At 72.1% G+C, this 17,678-nt stretch carries 14 protein-coding genes; 4 read left to right on the top strand and 10 right to left on the bottom strand.

Annotation, left to right across the window (positions count from 1 at the left end; translation table 11 throughout):
- Window positions 1-43: 43 nt before the first annotated feature.
- Window positions 44-1,327, bottom strand: a complete 1,284-nt coding sequence (locus tag ACFYOP_RS19245; protein WP_356894408.1) for an adenylosuccinate synthase — start codon at window positions 1,325-1,327, stop codon at window positions 44-46.
- A 153-nt stretch (window positions 1,328-1,480) separates the two neighbouring features.
- On the opposite strand from ACFYOP_RS19245, the gene ACFYOP_RS19240 reads away from it, so the two are divergent.
- Complete coding sequence (locus ACFYOP_RS19240; protein WP_356894406.1) at window positions 1,481-2,284, top strand: diacylglycerol kinase; 804 nt, start codon at window positions 1,481-1,483, stop codon at window positions 2,282-2,284.
- 36 nt (window positions 2,285-2,320) lie between these two features.
- On the top strand, window positions 2,321-4,141 hold the full coding sequence (locus ACFYOP_RS19235; protein ID WP_356894404.1) for a hypothetical protein: 1,821 nt from the start codon (window positions 2,321-2,323) through the stop codon (window positions 4,139-4,141).
- On the opposite strand, the gene ACFYOP_RS19230 is transcribed toward ACFYOP_RS19235, so the two are convergent.
- Window positions 4,126-4,635 (bottom strand): MarR family transcriptional regulator, encoded by a 510-nt coding sequence (locus tag ACFYOP_RS19230; RefSeq protein WP_356894403.1) that lies wholly within the window; start codon window positions 4,633-4,635, stop codon window positions 4,126-4,128. The genes ACFYOP_RS19235 and ACFYOP_RS19230 overlap by 16 nt on opposite strands.
- An 89-nt stretch (window positions 4,636-4,724) precedes the next feature.
- Here ACFYOP_RS19230 and ACFYOP_RS19225 point away from each other — a divergent pair, with 89 nt between their 5' ends.
- Together ACFYOP_RS19225 and ACFYOP_RS19220 are read left to right on the top strand one after the other, a co-directional pair.
- Window positions 4,725-5,675, top strand: a complete 951-nt coding sequence (locus tag ACFYOP_RS19225) for an ABC transporter ATP-binding protein (protein ID WP_356894402.1) — start codon at window positions 4,725-4,727, stop codon at window positions 5,673-5,675.
- Window positions 5,672-7,330 (top strand): ABC transporter permease, encoded by a 1,659-nt coding sequence (locus tag ACFYOP_RS19220; protein ID WP_356894400.1) that lies wholly within the window; start codon window positions 5,672-5,674, stop codon window positions 7,328-7,330. Before ACFYOP_RS19225 ends, ACFYOP_RS19220 begins: the two co-directional genes overlap by 4 nt.
- Before the next feature lie 345 nt (window positions 7,331-7,675).
- Here ACFYOP_RS19220 and ACFYOP_RS19215 read toward each other — a convergent pair whose 3' ends face one another.
- The 8 genes from ACFYOP_RS19215 to ACFYOP_RS19180 form a co-directional block, all read right to left on the bottom strand.
- Entirely contained in the window at window positions 7,676-8,881 is a 1,206-nt protein-coding gene (locus ACFYOP_RS19215; protein WP_356894398.1) for a cytochrome P450, read from the bottom strand.
- A gap of 19 nt (window positions 8,882-8,900) precedes the next feature.
- Window positions 8,901-9,560, bottom strand: a complete 660-nt coding sequence (locus tag ACFYOP_RS19210; RefSeq protein ID WP_356894396.1) for a response regulator transcription factor — start codon at window positions 9,558-9,560, stop codon at window positions 8,901-8,903.
- Window positions 9,557-10,906: a histidine kinase gene (locus ACFYOP_RS19205; RefSeq protein WP_356894394.1), complete on the bottom strand. Its 1,350-nt coding sequence runs from the start codon at window positions 10,904-10,906 to the stop codon at window positions 9,557-9,559. Before ACFYOP_RS19205 ends, ACFYOP_RS19210 begins: the two co-directional genes overlap by 4 nt.
- A gap of 73 nt (window positions 10,907-10,979) precedes the next feature.
- Window positions 10,980-11,261: a pentapeptide repeat-containing protein gene (locus ACFYOP_RS19200; protein ID WP_356894392.1), complete on the bottom strand. Its 282-nt coding sequence runs from the start codon at window positions 11,259-11,261 to the stop codon at window positions 10,980-10,982.
- Complete coding sequence (locus ACFYOP_RS19195) at window positions 11,258-11,764, bottom strand: hypothetical protein (RefSeq protein ID WP_356894390.1); 507 nt, start codon at window positions 11,762-11,764, stop codon at window positions 11,258-11,260. Before ACFYOP_RS19195 ends, ACFYOP_RS19200 begins: the two co-directional genes overlap by 4 nt.
- 2 nt (window positions 11,765-11,766) lie before the next feature.
- Window positions 11,767-16,509, bottom strand: coding sequence for a putative T7SS-secreted protein (locus ACFYOP_RS19190; protein ID WP_356894388.1), 4,743 nt, complete (start codon window positions 16,507-16,509; stop codon window positions 11,767-11,769).
- A 3-nt stretch (window positions 16,510-16,512) separates the two neighbouring features.
- Window positions 16,513-17,157 (bottom strand): hypothetical protein, encoded by a 645-nt coding sequence (locus ACFYOP_RS19185; protein WP_356894386.1) that lies wholly within the window; start codon window positions 17,155-17,157, stop codon window positions 16,513-16,515.
- Window positions 17,157-17,579 carry a hypothetical protein gene (locus ACFYOP_RS19180; RefSeq protein ID WP_356894384.1) on the bottom strand — a complete coding sequence of 141 codons (423 nt, stop codon included), beginning with the start codon at window positions 17,577-17,579 and terminating at the stop codon, window positions 17,157-17,159. Before ACFYOP_RS19180 ends, ACFYOP_RS19185 begins: the two co-directional genes overlap by 1 nt.
- Window positions 17,580-17,678 lie beyond the last annotated feature (99 nt).

Raw genomic sequence — 17,678 nt, 5'->3', positions numbered from 1 at the left:
TCGCGTCCGGGGCCTCGCACCGTGTCCGTCCTGCCCGGCAGACCTACAGGAACGAGTTGATCTCGATCGTCTCGGTCCGGCCGGGGCCGACGCCGATGGCCGAGATCGGGGCGCCGGACATGTCCTCCAGCGCCTTCACGTACGCCTGCGCGTTCTTCGGCAGGTCGGCGAAGGTCTTCGCCCTGGTGATGTCCTCGGACCAGCCCGGCAGCATCTCGTACACCGGCTTCGCGTGGTGGAAGTCGGTCTGCGAGTACGGCAGCTCCTCGACCCGCTTGCCATCGATCTCGTACGCGACGCAGACCGGGATCTGCTCCCAGCCGGTGAGCACGTCGAGCTTGGTGAGGAAGAAGTCCGTCAGGCCGTTGACCCGGGTCGCGTAGCGGGCGATGACCGCGTCGAACCAGCCGCAGCGGCGGTCGCGGCCGGTGGTGACGCCGCGCTCGCCGCCGATGCGGCGCAGCGCCTCGCCGTCCTCGTCGAACAGCTCGGTCGGGAACGGGCCCGCGCCGACGCGGGTCGTGTACGCCTTGAGGATGCCGATGACCCGGCTGATCTTCGTCGGGCCGACGCCGGCGCCGGTGCAGGCGCCGCCCGCGGTCGGGTTGCTCGACGTCACGAAGGGGTACGTGCCGTGGTCGACGTCGAGGAGCGTGCCCTGGCCGCCCTCGAAGAGGACGACCTGGCCCTCGTCGATGGCGTTGTTCAGGATCAGCGTGGTGTCGGCGACGTACGGCTTGATCTGCTCCGCGTACTGGAGCATCTCCTCGACGATCTTCTCCGCCTCGATCGCGCGGCGGTTGAAGACCTTCGTCAGCAGCTGGTTCTTGGTGTCGAGGGCCGCCTCGACCTTCTGCATCAGGATTGACTCGTCGTACAGGTCCTGGACGCGGATGCCGACCCGGTTGATCTTGTCGGCGTACGTCGGGCCGATGCCGCGGCCCGTGGTGCCGATCTTGCGCTTGCCGAGGAACCGCTCCGTCACCTTGTCGACGGTGACGTTGTACGGGGTGATCAGGTGGGCGTTACCGCTGATCAGGAGCTTGGACGTGTCGACGCCGCGGTCGTTCAGCCCGCTCAGCTCGGAGAGCAGAACCGCCGGGTCCACGACGACGCCGTTGCCGATGACCGGAGTACATCCGGGCGAGAGGATTCCGGAAGGGAGGAGATGCAGCGCATACTTCTGGTCGCCGACGACGACCGTGTGGCCGGCGTTGTTGCCGCCCTGGTAACGCACCACATAGTCGACTGATCCACCGAGCAGGTCGGTGGCCTTTCCCTTGCCTTCGTCACCCCACTGAGCACCGAGCAGCACAAGTGCGGGCACAGGCGTACACCCCTTCCGGGCGGGGCAAGACCAAGGTCAGGGGGCTGGAGCCGTGCCTGAGTCCTGGGACAGGTTGCCCCGGAATAGACGAAGCCCCTGGCGCAATAGCGCAAGGGGCTCTTGCACAAAGATGCTACCCGAGGAAGGACCGAGGTGTCGGCTCACGACCAGCTGCTGGTGGTCATCGACCCGGTCGCCCGCCGAATGGACGGCGAGTCCGTGCGCATCGCGAAAGATGTGCTGTGCGGCGGGTCGGAGGCGAAAATCTGTTTCCCGCAGGGTCCGGAGGAGTTCGCCCGGGCGCTGGCCCGGCGGGGTTCTCGCAGGCCGGTGGTGGTGGGGGACGACCGGGCGCTGCTGCGGGCCGTGTCCCTGCTGCACCGCGACCGATGGCTGGGCGACGGTGTGCTCGCCGTGGTCCCGGTGGGCGCCTCGGTAGGGCTCGCGCACTCGCTCGGCGTGCCCGCCGGGGCGGTCGCGGCGGCCAGGGCCGTGCTGGACGGCAGCCCGCGGCGGCTGGATCTGCTGGTGGACGAGAGCGACGGGGTGGTGCTGGGCGACCTGTCGATCCCGGTGGCCCGTCGGACGACGCCGCGGGCGGAGGCGGCGTCGGTGTGGACCACGGCCCGTTCCCTGGTCCGGACGCTGGTGCGCCCCGTCCCCACGACCGCGCAGGTCCGTACGCACCGGCTGCGCGTGGAGGCGGACGGCGTCCTGCTGACCGACCTCGACCGCCCGGTGGAGGACGTGACCGTGCGCGCCGGGCTCGACGGCCGCGCGGAGGTCGTCGTACGGCACGGGTCGGCGGAGGAGCCGCTGCGGACGAGCGCCCGGTCGCTCACGGTCTCCGGCCCGGACTTCCGCTACCGGGCCGACGCCCACGTCACGGGCCCGGTCCGGACGCGGACGTGGACGGTGCGGGCGGGGGCCTGGGGACTGACCTTGCCGATGGCATAGTCTCCCGGCGGGCGGGGGACGGCGAGGGGCGGGGTCATGAGCGAGGTACGAGGTCCGGTCGCCATGGACCGGGAGAGAACCGCGGAGGCGCTGGAGCGGTACCGGCGGCGGGCCGCCGTCGTGGCGACGGCGGGCACGGGCCTGATCGCCGCGGCAATCGTGCTCGGCGTGGGCCGGTTCGGAGGAACCGAGAGCCTGGCCCCGGGCGCCGTGGGCCTGGGCCTGGCGCTCTGCTGCATCGGCCTCGGGGCCCTGGCGCTCTCCCGCCGGATGCGCCGGACCCTGTCCGCGTACCCCTGGCGGACCTGCGCCGCCGTGCCCGTGCCGCGCTCGCTGCACGCGGCGACCGTCGTCCTGGCCGACCCCGCGACCGGTGAACGCCTGCCGCTCAAGGTCGTCGCGGTGAAGCAGCGGTACCCACTGGTCGACCCGGGCCCCGCCGGGGTGCTGTGGTGGGCGGGCGACCCCCGGACGGGCGGCGTCCTCGCACCGCCCGGCGGTGACGAGCTGATCTGGGTGAAGCCGGTACACGGGCAGCGGACCCGGTCCGGTCTCGTACAGAAGGCCGAGGCGCTGGGGCTGTCCGACCGCGCCGCCGTTCCGTCACCGCCCCCTGCGACCGTGGTGCCCGCCGCGCCGTCCGGCGCGGCGCCGGCCACGACCGGACGCGGGCGCCGCACGGGCATCTTCCGCTGGGTGCTGCTGCTCGGCGTGGTCTGCCTCGGTCTCGGCATCGCCGGTTCGAACGCGTCGGACCACGACCCGCAGATCGACCTGACGGTGCTGAGCGAAGAGGCCGACGGGCGCTGCGTGGTCCGCTGGACGGACCCGTTCGACGGGCGTGAGCGGACCGGGCCGTACCACTGCGACCCCGGCCGGAGCCCGCTGCTGCACGACTGGAGCACCGGGTTCGTCGTCTCCTACGGCCCGTGGAAGGGCGATCTCTACAACGCGGACTGGGAGGGCACCCGCGCCAACCATGCGAACGAGGCCGCGGGCCTGACGGGCCTCGCCCTCACCCCCCTCGCGCTGATCGGCGGCGCGGTCCGGCGGTGGACCCGCCGCCGCGCCGGCGACGCGGGCGCCACCGCCCCGCACCCCGGCCGCGTCGACCTCACCAAGCGCCCACCGCACGAGGCCGGCGTCTCCGCTCGCCCACCGCTGACGTACGCCGTGTTCGCCGCCGAGGCGGAGCGCCAGGCGATCCCGCAGCCCCGGTACGGAAGCGTCCGCAGACCCGAGGCGGATGTACGGGACGTGCCGTGGTGGCGGGTGCGCGGCCTTCGCGCGGCGGCCGGTCTGGAGAGACTGGCGAGCGCCGCGGTGCTCATCGCGCTCGCCCCGGTGTTCTGGCCTCTCCTCGGCCCGGCACAGGCGCTGCTGACCGGAGCGGCCGGCCTCGCGCTCCTGCTGTACGGCGGCTGGGGAACGCTGACGCGGAGCATGCCCGCCGCGCGGCTGCTGGCGCGTGCGGCCGTGGCCCCCGACCCCGTGCCCAAGCGGTACACCCTGCTGCACGATCCGTACGGCGGGGCTCCGCTCCTCCTGCTGTTCCCCGCGCACGGCGGGGACGACGATCCGCCGGAGTCGGTGGTCACCCTCCTGCCGCCCGGCACCAGGAAGCGGCCGTGGCTCGGCCTTCCGGCGGCTGCCGTCGGCACGGCGGAGCTCCATGGCGGGCCGGAGGAGTCGGCCTTCGCCGTGCCCTGGATCGAGGGGCGGGCCCACTGGCCGCAGCACCCTTGCGAGGAGCTGAACCCGGGCGATCCGGAGAACCGCGAGTTCCTGGAGCGCTTGGCGGCCGGGGCGGCCACCCACGACGCGGCGGCCGGCGGCGCGGGTCAGGCCGAGTCGTAGAGGCGGGCGCGGTGTTCGCGCCAGCGTTCCATGAGAGAGGCGAGTTCCCTCTCCATGAACTGGAAGAACTCCAGCGTCTCGGAGATCCGGCGGCCGGCCCCCGTCTCGGGGCCGAGGCTCGTCACGCCGTCCCGCAGAGTGCCCTCCCAGCGCTTGAGGATCTGATCGCGGTTGGTCAGCGCCTCGTACCACTGGTTGCTGTGCACGCGATAGCGCTCGCGGCGTGAGCCCGGTTCGCGCTCGCGGGTGACCATGTTGACCTGGGCGAGGTAGCGGATCGCGCCGGAGACGGCGGCGGGGCTGACCTGGAGCGCCTCGCCCAGGTCGGCCGAGGTCAGGACGCCCGCGTCGGAGGCGAGGAGGGCGGCGAAGACACGGGACGGCATCCGGGGCATGCCCGCCTCGACGAGCTGGGCGGCGAAACGCTCCACGAAGGCCGACACCGCGTCCTCGTCGCGCGGCTGCTGCGCTGTCGTGGTCTGTTCGGTTCCCACCGGATCATCTCCCCTGTTCACGGCCCTGATTGGAGTTTATACGCTTCCTTAACTTCACAAATTTCTGAAATAAGCGTACGTTCAGAAACATGACGAAGGCAATCACCGTCTCCGGACTCCACAAGTCGTTCGGGCGGACACGTGCGCTGGACGGTCTCGACCTCACGGTCGGGGCCGGGGAGGTCCACGGCTTCCTCGGGCCCAACGGAGCCGGGAAGTCGACCACGATCCGGGTCCTGCTCGGGCTGCTGCGCGCCGACTCCGGCGCGGCGCAGCTCCTCGGCAAAGACCCCTGGCACGACGCCGTCGAGCTGCACCGGCGCCTCGCCTACGTCCCCGGTGACGTCGAGCTGTGGCCGGGCCTCACCGGCGGCGAGGCGATCGACCTGCTGGCGCGGCTGCGCGGCGGCATCGACAAGCGTCGCCGCGACGAACTCGTCGAACGCTTCGACCTCGACCCGACCAAGAAGGGCCGGGCCTACTCCAAGGGCAACCGGCAGAAGGTCGCCATCGTCGCCGCCCTCGCCTCCGACGCCGAGCTGCTGCTGCTCGACGAGCCGACCGCCGGACTCGACCCCCTCATGGAGGTCGTCTTCCAGGACGTCATCAACGAGGCGAAGGCCGCCGGCAAGACCGTCCTGCTGTCCAGCCACATCCTGGCGCAGGTCGAGAAGCTCGCCGACCGGGTCAGCATCATCCGGCTCGGGAAGGTCGTGCAGTCCGGGACGCTGAGCGAGATGCGGCATCTGACCCGTACGACCGTCGAGGCGGAGACCGCCCGCCCGGTCACCGGACTGGACGGACTGCCGGGCGTGCACGAGGTACGGACCGACGACGGCCGGGTCCGGTTCGCCGTGGACGGCGACCGGCTCGACGGCGCGATCCGCCGGCTCTCCGAGTTCGGCGTCCGCAGCCTGATCAGCCACCCGCCGACGCTCGAGGAGCTGATGCTGCGGCACTACGGCGACGAGCTGGCCGTGAGCGGCCGCAACGGCGGCGCGGACGGCGTGAGCGGCGCGGGCGACGGAGGCACGCGATGAGCACCGCCACCGCCACCCGGGCGCCCGCCCCCACCGGGTCCCGCACGGGCGGGGGCGCGCTCGCGGGAACCGGCACGCTGATCCGCTTCAACCTGCGCAGGGACCGCGTCCGGCTCCCCGTGTGGATCGTCGCCCTGACCCTCGGGACGCTCTCCACGGCGAACAACTACCAGATGCTGTACGCCGATCCGGAGGACCGCGCCTCGGTCGTCGGGACCATGGACAGCCCGGCCGGGCTCGCCATGACCGGGCCCCGCCACTACCTGGACGACTACGGCTTCGGCGCCATGCTGGGCCACCAGATGATCGGCTTCATGGCCGTCATGGTCGGGCTGATGAGCATCCTGATCGTCACCCGGCACACCCGCAACGAGGAGGAGACGGGCCGCGCCGAACTGGTGCGCTCCGCCGCCGTCGGGCGCCACGCCCACCTGGCGGCCGCGCTCACCGTGGCGGCCGCCGCCAACCTCGTCCTCGCCCTGCTGCTGGCCGCCGGCCTCGGCGGGCTGGGCATCGACGGCATCGACTCCGGCGGCTCGTTGCTCTACGGCTTCACGCACGCGGCCGTCGGCCTGGCCTTCGCGGCCGTCGCCGCCGTCACCGCGCAGATCACCTCGCACACCCGCGGCGCGTCCGGCATGGCGCTCGCCGTCGTCGGCATCGCGTACGTCCTGCGCGCCGCCGGGGACGCGGGCGGCGACGACGCGCTGTCCTGGCTGTCCCCGATCGGCTGGGCACAGCGTACGTACGTCTACGTCGACGACCGCTGGTGGCCGCTGCTGCTGTGCCTGGCGCTCGCCGTGGTCTGCGCGGGCGCGGGCTTCGTCCTGTCGACCCGGCGGGACGTGGGCGCGGGCCTGCGCGCCTCCCGGCTCGGCAGCCCGGTGGCCTCCGGTGCCCTGAGCACCCCCCTCGGCTTCGCGCTCCGGCTGCACCGCGGCATGCTCACCGGCTTCGGCGCCGGGCTCCTCCTGATGGGCGCGATGTACGGGTCGATCCTCGGCGAAGCCGAGGACATGCTGAAGAACATCGACCAGATCCAGGAGGCGCTGGAGAAGATCGGCGGCGCCACGATGGCGGAGTCGTTCGCCTCGATGGTGATGGTCGTCATCGCGGTCGTCGCGTCGGTGTACGTGGTGATGGCGGCGCTCCGGCCGCGCGCCGAGGAGACCGGGGGGCGCGCGGAGCCGCTGCTCGCGACCGGGCTGTCCCGCGGGCGCTGGGTCGGCAGCCACCTGACCGTGGCCATGGCCGGCGGCACGGCGCTCCTGCTGCTGGCAGGGCTCGGCTTCGGCCTCGCGGGCGCGGCGTCCGCGTCGGACGGCGGCCTGTTCCTCACGCTCCTGGGCGCGGCGCTCGCGTACGCACCGGCGCTGTGGGTCACGGTCGGGGTCGCGGTCGTCCTCTTCGGCTGGTTCCCGAGGGCGAGCGCGGCGGCGTGGGCCGTGCCGGTGTACGCGTTCGTGGTCGGGTACCTGGGGCGGCTGCTGCAGTTCCCCGACTGGATGAACAACCTCTCCCCGTTCGGGCACGTCCCCCAGCTGCCGGCGGCGGAGATGAGCTGGACGCCGCTGCTCGTGCTGACGGTGCTGGCGGCGGGGCTGGTGTGGGTGGGGCTGGAGGGGTTCCGGAGGCGGGACGTGGAGACGAAGTAGGGCCGCGCGGGGGTGTCCGCTGCGCGGGGCTTGTTCCCCTGCCCTCCCCTCCCCGAAACCGGGGCAAGGCCCCGGACCCCGTACGGCCTTCGGCCGTGCCCTCAATCGCCGGGCGGGCTTGATTTCGATGCGCGACATCAGCCCCTGGGGGCACTCCCCCTGCGCCTGGCGGCGTGGGAGGTAACCCCACCCACGGCCGCCAGGCCGTAGGGGGAGTTTGCGGCGCGCGTCCGGGCAGAGCCCGGTTTCGGGGAGGCGGGCCCCCCACGGCCGTCAGGCCGCAGGGGGAGGGCAGGGGAACAGCCCGCCGCGGACGCCACGCACCCCCGCCCGCCACACCACCCGTCACAGCTCCACCCGCAGCTCCTCCACCCCCCGGATCACAAACCCCCGCTTCCACCGCGGCTCCCCCACCAGCCTCATCCCCGGCGCCTCCCTCAGCAGTTCGCCGAACGACGCCGCCAGTTCGATGCGGGCCAGGGGGGCGCCCAGGCAGTAGTGGATGCCGGCGCCGAAGCTGACGTGCGGGTTGTCCTCGCGCGCCAGATCAAGCACGTCGGGGCGGGCGAACCGCGCGCCGTCGCGGTTCGCGGAGCCGAAGAGGAGCGCGAGTTCGGAGCCGCGCGGCACCACGACGCCGTCGATCTCGATGTCGTCGAGGACCCAGCGTTCGAAGAGCTGGAGCGGGGTGTCGTACCGCATCAGTTCGTCCACAGCTGTGGACAGCAGCGAGTGGTCCGCCCGCAGCGCGGCCAGCTGCTCGGGGTGGCGGAACAGGGTCCACCATCCGTTGGCCGTGGTGTTGACCGTCGCCTCGTGCCCCGCGTTCAGCAGCAGCACGCACGTGGAGATCATCTCCTGCTCGCTGAGCCGGTCGCCCTCCTCGTGCGCGGCGATGAGCGCGGAGATCAGGTCGTCCCCCGGGTCCGTGCGCCGCTGGGCGATCAACTCCCGCAGGTAGGCGCTGAATTCGAGCGAGGCACGGACCGCCCGCGCCGCCGTCTCCTCCGGCGGGTTCAGCTCGTACATGCCGCAGATGTCCGCCGACCAGGGCCGCAGCAGCGGACGGTCGGACTCCGGGATGCCCAGCATCTCCGCGATCACCGCCACCGGCAGCGGCTCCGCGACCTCGGCGAGCAGGTCCCCGCCGCCCGCCTTCTTGAAGTCGGCGACCAGGCCGGCCGCCAGCCGTCGTACGACCGGTTCCAGCGTCTGCACGGTCCGGTGGGTGAACGCCTTCGTCACCAGGCGCCGGATCCGGGTGTGGTCGGGGGCCTCCAGGTCGAGCAGCCCGTGGTCGCCCAGGGTGTGGAACGGCTCGTGCGCGGCGGGCGGCGGCGTGCGGCCGAACTCCTCGTGGGTGAAGCGGTGCAGATACGTCCGCCCCAGCCGCCGGTCCCGCAGCAGTGCCGACACGTCCGCGTGGTGCGGTACGAGGTACTGCCGCGTCGGCTCGTACCAGTGCACCCGGCCCCGCGCCCGCAGTTCCGCGAAGGCCGGGTAGGGATCGGCGACGAACGACGGCGACCAGGGTTCGAAGAGCGCGTCCATGTCCGGACGCTAGCCGCCGCTACCCGGGTGTGACCAGCCTCGCCTCGTACGCGAACACCGCCGCCTGCGTACGGTCGCGGAGCCCCAGCTTCACCAGCACCCGGCTCACATGCGTCTTGATGGTGGACTCGGCGACGACCAGGTGCGAGGCGATCTCGGCGTTCGACAGGCCCTGCGCGATCAGCACCAGGACCTCCGTCTCGCGCTCCGTCAGGTCGGCGACCTGCGTCATCGCGGCGGGCCGCGGGGTGTCGGAGAGCTTGGAGAACTCGGTGATCAGGCGGCGGGTGACGGTCGGCGCGAGCAGCGCCTCGCCGGCCGCGACCACCCGTACCCCGTCGGCGAGCTGCCGGGCGGAGGCGTCCTTGAGCAGGAAGCCGGAGGCTCCCGCGCGCAGCGCCTGGTAGACGTACTCGTCCAGGTCGAAGGTGGTGAGCACCAGCACCTTGGACCCGGCGTGCGCGGCGGCGATCTCGCGGGTCGCCTCGATGCCGTTGAGCTCCGGCATCCGGATGTCCATCAGGACGACGTCGGGCGCCAGCTCGGCGACCTTGGTGACGGCCTCGCGGCCGTTGACCGCCTCGCCGACGACCTCGATGTCGGGCATGGCGTTCAGCAGGACGGAGAAACCCTCGCGGACCATGATCTGGTCGTCGACGATGAGGACCCGGATCGTCATGACGTCTCCTCGGCGGCAGGGGCGGCGGGGGCGACGACGGGGATGAACGCGGTGACCGCGTACCCGCCGTCCTCGGTCGGCTCCGCGGTCATGTCGCCGCTCAGCATCGTCACACGCTCCCGCATCCCCGTGATCCCGTGACCCGCACCCGGCGACGGCTTGACGAGACCCTGCGGCGCGGTGTTGACGATCCGCAGGCCCAGACCGCCGAGCACGTACGAGAGCTCGACCTTGGCGGTGGAGCCCGGCGCGTGGCGCAGCGCGTTGCTGAGCGCCTCCTGGATGATCCGGTACGCGGACAGCTCCACGCCCTGCGGCAGGTCGCGGACCGCGCCGGTGACGGTCTTCTCGGTCTCCAGGCCGGCCTCGCGGACGTTGGCCAGCAGACGGTCGAGGTCGGCGAGGACGGGCTGCGGGGCGTCGGGGGCCTGATAGTCCTCCGCCCGTACGACGCCGAGGATGCGGCGCAGTTCGGTCAGCGCGGCGACCGCGTTCTCACGGATCGTGGCGAACGCCTTCTCCAGCTCCTCCGGCGGGTTCTCCACCCGGTAGGGCGCGGCCTCCGCCTGGATGGCGACGACGGACATGTGATGGGCGACCACGTCGTGCAGTTCGCGGGCGATGGTGGTGCGCTCCTCGAGGAGCGTGCGCCGGTCGCGTTCGGTGGCGGTGACGGTCTGCTGGGCGGCGACCTCCTGCTTCGCCTCCCGCCGGACGAGAATCATGCTCACCATCAGCAGCAGGACCGCGGAGGTGAAGAGCATGGGCGCCGCGCCGGGACCGTAGCCCCGGCTGATCACCGTGTCGGCGAACATCCCGTACGCCGCGGTGATCACCCACATCCAGGCGGCGGTCCGCGGGCGGGTCCGCAGGGCGACGACGATCAGCACGGTCAGATGGGACAGGAACCCGGCCGGCGCCCAGGGCCAGTCGTTCCAGGAGCCGAGGACCGCCACGAACGGGGTGCTCGCGATCGACACCCACCAGGCGCCCACGGGCCTGACCAGCGTCATCACGACGGCCGCCGCGGGAACGAAGCCGCCGATGACGAAGGTGAGGCCGCCCTCGTCGTCGGCGTAGGCGAGCAGCAGGGTGCACAGGGCGAGGAAGAGCACCGCGGCGTGCGGCAGCCACACCGCGCCGCGGCGTATCCGCTCGCCCGGCAGCCGGCGGACCACCGGCCCTTCGGCGTTCAGCGGCGGCAGCGGCCGGTAGGCGAACGCGTCGTGGACGAGGTCCTGGCGGAGGCCGCTGAGCGCTCCCTGGGCCAGGTCGTATTCGGGGCTGCGGGTCTTCTGGGTCACGTAACGAAGGTAAGCGGGCGCACGGGCCCGGGTCGTCAGCATCACTGCGGATTCTGGGGCGTCCGCCTTGAGTACTACCTGGTGGCGCCGGGGTTTCCGTGGCGAAGCCGACGCGTCAGGGGCGCAGGACGCCGCGCAGGCCGCAAGCGCGCAGATCGGCGTACGAGAGGTGAACGCCCGTCAGGTCCCTCCCGGCGAGGACCGCGCCCTCCAGCGGAATGCCGGCCAGGTCGGTCTCCGCGCCCCACGGCTGTGTCCCGTCACGTACCAGTGCACGCCAGTCGCCGGCACCGGTCAGCGCGTCCCGGATCGCGGCGAGGGCGGAGACGTTCTCCGGTCGCGACCACCGCTCCCGTACCTCGGTGGCGTGGCTGTTGTCGTCGCCCTGTGACGTCACCGGTCCGGACAGTCCTCCACCGAGAGCTCCGCCACCGCCGCGTCCCGGACCTCTTCGAGGCCGGCGATGTACGGCGGCGTGTCGGGCCGGGGGGTGCAGAAGGTGACGTGGGCCGTCAGGAGGTCGTCGTCCGTGCCGCCGAGGGACAGGGAGAGGTACGCACGCACCCGCTGATCGCCGAACTCCTTCTCCGCCGACCGGAGACAGGCGCCGATGTACGCCATCGACCTCCGCAGCAGCACCTCGGCACGTTCCCTCCCGGCGCCCGGGGGGAGGTCGTAGTCGGTCATGCCGCGTCCGTTGACCGTGGTCTCCTCCGCGAGGCGGTCGAAGTAGGACCGGTCCTCGTCGGGACGGAGGTCGGCGAGCACCCGGGCGCCGCTCCCGGTCACCACCCACCCCCGTGCCACGACCTCGCGGAACATCGGCGGGATGTCCCGCACCGACAGTCCGGTGAGGTCGGCGTCCGCCAGGAGGCCGGCCATCTGCTGGTTGCTGCGCACGTCTATCCCTCGCCGAGTGCGGCGAGCCCCTTCCTGATTCCGGCGATGAAACCGGGGTTGTTGCCGACGGCCTTCTCGATGCTGCGCGGAAGGCCGTCGAAGTTTCCGGTCTCGAAGTTGTACTGGTACTTCGCGCCCTTGTTGCTCTGGTCCTGGAAGTGCAGCTGTCCCGGTCGGTCGCCCGGGTTCGGATTCTCCACGTCGATCCGGTACGGCCCATGGTTCCACAGCGTCTTGCTGGTGATCTGCGTGCCGTTCGCGCCGATCATCCCCGGGCCGTCGGGGTCCTTGATGCCGTAGAGCTCGCGGTTCTCCTTGATGCGGCGTTCGACCACGTCCGGGTGGTACGGGTCCTTCTCGAAGGCGGGTGAGGAGGTGTACCCCTCCCGCAGCGGGTCGTAGGGGGCGAGCCCCAGTGGGTCGGCCCAGGTGTGCGGGTTGTGGACGTAGGCCGACGGGTTGGGCCCCGGAACGAGGCCGAGGGGGTCCTGGGTGAGGTAGTGGGCGGTCTCCGGGTCGTAGTGGCGGTGCAGGTTGTAGTGGAGACCGGTCTCCGGGTCGTAGTACTGGCCCGGGAACCGCAGTGGCGTGTAGCTGGTGCTCCCCGACGGCCAGGCGGTGGTGCCCCACAGCGTCGTACGCGTGCGCCAGGCGACCTCACCGGACTCGGAGACGAGTTCGGTCGGGGTTCCGACGAGGTCCGTGGCGATGGCGAAGAACCGTTCGTCGAAGACTTGCTGCGACGCGTCCGCGCCGAGCACGCGCTCCGTCTGTGCCAGTGGCTGCCGCCCCCGGTGGTCCCAGGTCAGGGTGACCGGCCGGGGCAGACCGGGGGCTGTGGTGATCTGTTCGCACAGGGTCGTGCCGTCCCAGGTGAACAGCACTTCTTCGACGACGCTCTCGCCGTCCGCGGCCAGGCGCTGCTTCGCGGTGCGCCGGCCCAGCGGGTCGTACCGGTAGCGCCAGCGCGTCCCGTCGGGAGTGACGACGGCGGTGAGGCGGTCCTCGGCGTCCCATGTGTAGCGCCAGGTGTCGGGTTTGCGGGAGAGACGGGTCTTCTGCCGCAGCGTGGTGCGGCCGCCGCCGTCGTGCTCGTACCGCACCGCTCCGGCGCGGGTGAGGGAGGTGCCGGTGTAGCTGCGGGGTCCGGTCGCCTCATGACCGGGGTGCGAGGAGGGCCAGGACGCCGCCGTCTGGTTGCCGGCGGCGTCGTAGGCGTACGACTCCGTCCAGCCCGCGGCGGTCACCGCCGTCACCCGGCCCACCGGGTCCAGGTCGAAGCGGAAGGATCCCCGCAGCGAGTCGTCGAGAGCGGTGAGATGCCCGTCGGCGCGGTAGGTGTAGGCGCGGTGGTTGACGGTGCGGTCGCCGCTGAGCAGGTCCTGGGTGGTCACGCGGCCGGCGCCGTCCCTGCCCGACACCAGGGCGAGGGTGTCACCGAAGGTCCGGAGCCGTTCGCGTCCCGCGGCGTCGTGCGTGAAGGTGACGCGGTGCTCGCCGCTGGTCAGGTGGGTGGGGCGGCCCGCGGCGTCGTAGCCGTAGGAGGTGGCGGCGCCGGTGGGGGTGACGCGGCGGACTCTGCGGCCCAGGGCGTCGTAGGCGTAGGTGGTGGTCCGGCCCTCGACGCTCTCGGACTTGAGGAGACCGCGGCGGTCGTATTGCCGGACCAGGGTGCCGTCCGCGCCGGTGGCTTCCAGCAGCCGGCCCGTGGCGTCGTGCACGTAGTCGGTGACGGCTCCCGCCGCGTCCTTGCGGAGCAGCTGACCGAGGGGTCCCCGGTGGTAGCTGACGATCGTGCCCAGCGCGTCGGTGCGGGCGGTGACCTGTCCGGCGGCGTCGGTCGTGTAGCCGACGGTGCGTCCGTCGAAATCGGTCTCGGACGCGAGCCGGCCGGCCGCGTCGTACGTGTATGACCAGGTGTGTCCCTGCGGGCCGGTGACACGGGTGAGGCGCAGTGCGGCGTCGTGCTCGAACTCGTGACGCACCCCGTCCGGCCCGGTGCGGGCGGCGAGCAGGTCGAAGTGCGTGTACTCGAAGTGGGTCGTCAAACCTGCCGCGTCGGTGTGCGCGGTGCAGTTTCCCTCACCGTCGTACGTCCAGGTCTCCGCGCTGCCGTCGGGGCCGACACGCCGGGCCAGTTCGCCGTCGGGGGTCCATTCGAGGGTGGTGACCGCGCCGAGGGGATCGGTGATGCGTACGAGCCTGCCGAAGGCGTCCCGGTCCCAGCGTGTGATCCCGCCGAGCGGGTCGGTGACCTCCACGGGCATACCTGCGGGATCGCAGCGGAACGTGGTGACGGCTCCGAGCGCGTCGGTGGAGGAGACCAGGTGACCGTCGCCGTCGTAGACGTACCGGGTGGTGTGCCCGGCGGGGTCGGTGACGCGGGTGGGATTGCCCCGTTCGTCGAACTGCCTCTGCCGGCGTGCCCCGTCCGCGTCGGTGAACTCCACCGGCAGGCCGCGTTCGTCACGGACGGTGGTGATCCGGCTGCCGTCGGCGCGGACGACGGTGAGCAGACGGCCCGCCTCGTCGTACACGTATCCGGTCGTCCGGCCGAGGGCGTCGGTCCGGCTGAGCAGGTTGCCGTGCGTGTCATAGGTGTAGCGAGTGATGTTCCCGGCCGGGTCGGTGGTGGCCACCACTCGGCAGGCGTGGTCGATCAGGTGCCGCGTCGTGCGGCCGTCGGCGGTGGTCAGTGCGGTGGTCCGATGGCCGGTGGCCGGGTCGGGAGGACCGTAGGACAGGGTCAGTTGGAGGTGTCCCGCCTGGCCGCCCTCACCGATGACCCGGTGGTGCTCGTCGTAGACGTAGTCGTATCGGCTGCCGTTGGAGTCGGTCCAGGCGATGACGCGGCGGCGGTCGTCGTACTCGAAGGTGAGGGTGGCGCCGGAGGGTTTGGTGACGCCGGTCAGGTCGCCGTCCGTGTAGCCGTAGCGCATGACGGGCTGTGAGTTGCCGTCGGGAAGCCGCAGGGACAGGCCGGTCACCCGGCCGTCGGCCGTTTCGACGTCCAGGCGGTACCCGGCCGAGTGGACGAGGGCGAGCGGTGTGCCGTCGTCGGTGCGGTCGACGGTGACGGTGTGCCCGTTGCGGTCGCCGATCCGCTCCAGCCAGGCGGCCCCGTCACCGCCCGGCTCTGCGCCGAGGGGTGCGGTGAAGTGGCGTGTCAGGCCGCTCTCCGGGTCGGTCAGCGTGTAGTCGCCGCTCTCCTCGCGGCTCAGCGACCGGCGCACGGTGCCGGACTCGGGGAGGGTGGGCACGCCCGGGACGGGATGCGGGTAGGTGAGCAGCAGACCGTCGTCGGTGACGTGGACGACGCCGAGCGCGTCGATCTCCAGGCGTTCGTCGGCGGTGGAGGACCAGGAGGGCCCGAAATACCGGCCGCAGGTGTAGCCGGACTCGGTGCGCCGGGTGAAAGCCAGGGGCAGCGTGCCGGGGAGCACGATGTCCGTCTGCGGGAGGAACATCCGGCCGGAGGCGAGGTCCACCGGGTCGGTCTCACCGGAGTGGCGCTGGCCGTCGCTGCGGTTGTGGGTGCCGTTCGGTGCGTCGTCGATCAGGTTGCGCGCCCGGTTGGCGTCCGAGGCCAGGTCCGCCGCCTCCGCGGCGACGCGTACGCCCTTCACGCCGGCCCCGGCGCCGCCGGTCGCGGCGGTCAGCAGCAGGTCGGGCACGAGCCGGCCGAAGCCCTCCGCCGGGTCCTTCATGAAGTTGTCGAGCATCTGCTTGCCGGCGCCCCACGGGTCGTTGGCCACCAGCACCAGGCCGGACGCGAGACTGTTGAGGCTGGTCGCGTACTCGGCGGGGTGCGTGATGTTGTACGGGTCGGTGGGGTTGACGCTGCGGACGAAGTTGACCAGTCCCGCTGTGCCCTTGACGATGCCCGCCCCGAAATGGGTCTGCATGACCTGGAGTTCCTCCAGGCCGTCCATCGCCTGCTCGCCGTAGGAGGGCTTCGGCGGCGCGGCGTCCCTGGCGGCCCGCACCGCCGTACGCGCGGTCTCCGCGGCCGCGTTGCGCTGCTTGCGCGCCTCGGCGAGGATCTCCTGCGCCTCCTCCATCTGTGCCTTGCCCGGGTCGCTGAACGCGCCCGGTTTCGGCGGCACGGTGGCCGGGTCGCGCTCGTCCGCCGACTGGGCGTTGTAGCGGTCGGCTGCCCTGTTGTAGTCGTCGACCTTCTTGTTGTGCGCCTCCAGGGCGTCGGACGACGCCTTGGAGCCCGCCTTCCACTTCTCGATGGCGGTCTGCGCCTGACCCTGCGCCCACTCGACCGTGAGGGCGAAGCTCCCGAGCGCGTCCGCCGCCTTCCCGAAGGCGTCCGCGCCCTTGAACCACTTGGGCGGCTCGATCGACACCTTCTCGCGGAAGGCGTCGGCCGCCTCGCCCTTGATCTCGGACGAGTCGAGACCCTTGAGCCCCTGGCCCACCAGATCGAACGACTTCTGGAGGTCCCGCAAGTGCGAGGCGGTGGACCGCAGCTTGGACGGGCTGCCGTAGACCAGTTTCGTCTTGTCCTCGGTCTGCCCGAGGTCCATCTCGTCGACCTCGGCGCCCATCCGGTTGGCCAGCGAACGGGACTGTTCGCGCACCCAGTCGGCGCCGGACTCCCAGCCGGCGTCCTCGAGCCGGTCGGCGGTCCAATTGCCCGCGTCCTCGACGCGGTTGCCGGCCCACTCGACGCCGTCCTCGATCGCGTCCTCGACCACGTCCGGCGTGATGTCGCTGACGAAATCCCCGATGCCCACGGCTCAGTTCCCCCCGTCGCCCGGCTGCTGCTGCGCTGCCCGCTCCTCGGGCGAAGGACCGTAGGTCTCGTCCACGGCGCGGTCGAACGCCTCCTGGTCAATGCCGAGCATCTCGTTCAGGATCCGGGACTGACGGCCGCCGTTTCCTTCCGTGAGCACGGTCCGGCCGGTGTCCTTCCAGGTCTGTCCGATCTCGTCGCCGGCCCGCTGGAACGACTCGGGACTCCAGTCGGGGTTCAGATAGTCCGGTGTGAGCACATCGCCCCAGTTCTGCTGGACGATGTCTTCCTCGGAGGCGTGCGGATTGCCGACCGCGGCGTTGACGGCGATCTTGAAGGTGCCCTCGATGTACCGGTCCTCTTCCCAGAGCACCCCGGCGGCCAGGCCCAGCATCGCCGCGATGACGTTGGCGTCCTGGACGAGCGCGCGCACGCCCCATTCCCAGCGCTCGCAGTAGTCCTCGAAGTCCACCGACAGGCCGTGGTGTCCGGCTTCCATCCCGGTCATCGCCATGTCCGAGAAGCCCTTGCCGAGCACCGCCCCGGTGCCCGTGCCGATGTCCCGCAGTTCGGCGATGGCAGAGCGCATGCCGCTGGTGATGCGCTGCACGCTCTGCGGATCGATCCGCAGGTCCTCCGCGCCACCCATCAGACGCCGGCCTCCCCCGCCTGCACGTCCACCGCGACCGCGTCCGGCACGATGCCCCTGACCGGCGGGAAGGCCATCGCCCCTTCCGGATCGGCGATGTCGACCGCCACGCCCGCGGGCACACCCATCGCCGGCACGATCTCGTCGAGCAGCCGCGCCCCGCGCATCTCGGCGAACTCCCAGGAACGGCCCGTCTCCCGGCCGTCGCCGGTGTCCCGCGCGCGGGCGAACCGGGCCAGGGCGGCCTCGTCGGTGAAGGCGCAGATCCAGCGCACCCCGCCGAGCTCCGCGGTCCACAGGCCGCCCGCCTCGACGGGTACCAGGACGAGGGCGCGCCGCAACTCGCCCACCAGCTCCCGGGGGTCGCCCGAGCCGTCCCTGCGCTCGGCGATTCGCTCGGCGAGTTCAGTGCCGTCGCTCACCCAAGGCTCCTCCCACGTCGTGCCGGCCTCCGCTCCGTCCTCGTCGGACACCACGCACGAGTATGGCCCGGCGGTTCCGGGACGGGGAGGTCCCCGGGC

This window comes from Streptomyces sp. NPDC006294 (assembly GCF_042870895.1).
Classification (GTDB): domain Bacteria; phylum Actinomycetota; class Actinomycetes; order Streptomycetales; family Streptomycetaceae; genus Streptomyces.
The sequence above is the reverse complement of the archived record's forward strand: the minus strand, read 5'-3'. Positions and strand labels throughout refer to the sequence as shown.

What these genes read in the sequence shown, in the direction of transcription:
- ACFYOP_RS19235 (WP_356894404.1), top strand. Translation starts at nt 2,321, where the DNA reads ATGAGCGAGGTACGAGGTCCGGTCGCCATGGACCGGGAGAGAACCGCG.
- ACFYOP_RS19225 (WP_356894402.1), top strand. Translation starts at nt 4,725, where the DNA reads ATGACGAAGGCAATCACCGTCTCCGGACTCCACAAGTCGTTCGGGCGG.
- ACFYOP_RS19220 (WP_356894400.1), top strand. Translation starts at nt 5,672, where the DNA reads ATGAGCACCGCCACCGCCACCCGGGCGCCCGCCCCCACCGGGTCCCGC.
- ACFYOP_RS19215 (WP_356894398.1), bottom strand. Translation starts at nt 8,881, where the DNA reads ATGGACGCGCTCTTCGAACCCTGGTCGCCGTCGTTCGTCGCCGATCCC.
- ACFYOP_RS19210 (WP_356894396.1), bottom strand. Translation starts at nt 9,560, where the DNA reads ATGACGATCCGGGTCCTCATCGTCGACGACCAGATCATGGTCCGCGAG.
- ACFYOP_RS19205 (WP_356894394.1), bottom strand. Translation starts at nt 10,906, where the DNA reads ATGCTGACGACCCGGGCCCGTGCGCCCGCTTACCTTCGTTACGTGACC.
- ACFYOP_RS19185 (WP_356894386.1), bottom strand. Translation starts at nt 17,157, where the DNA reads ATGGGTGGCGCGGAGGACCTGCGGATCGATCCGCAGAGCGTGCAGCGC.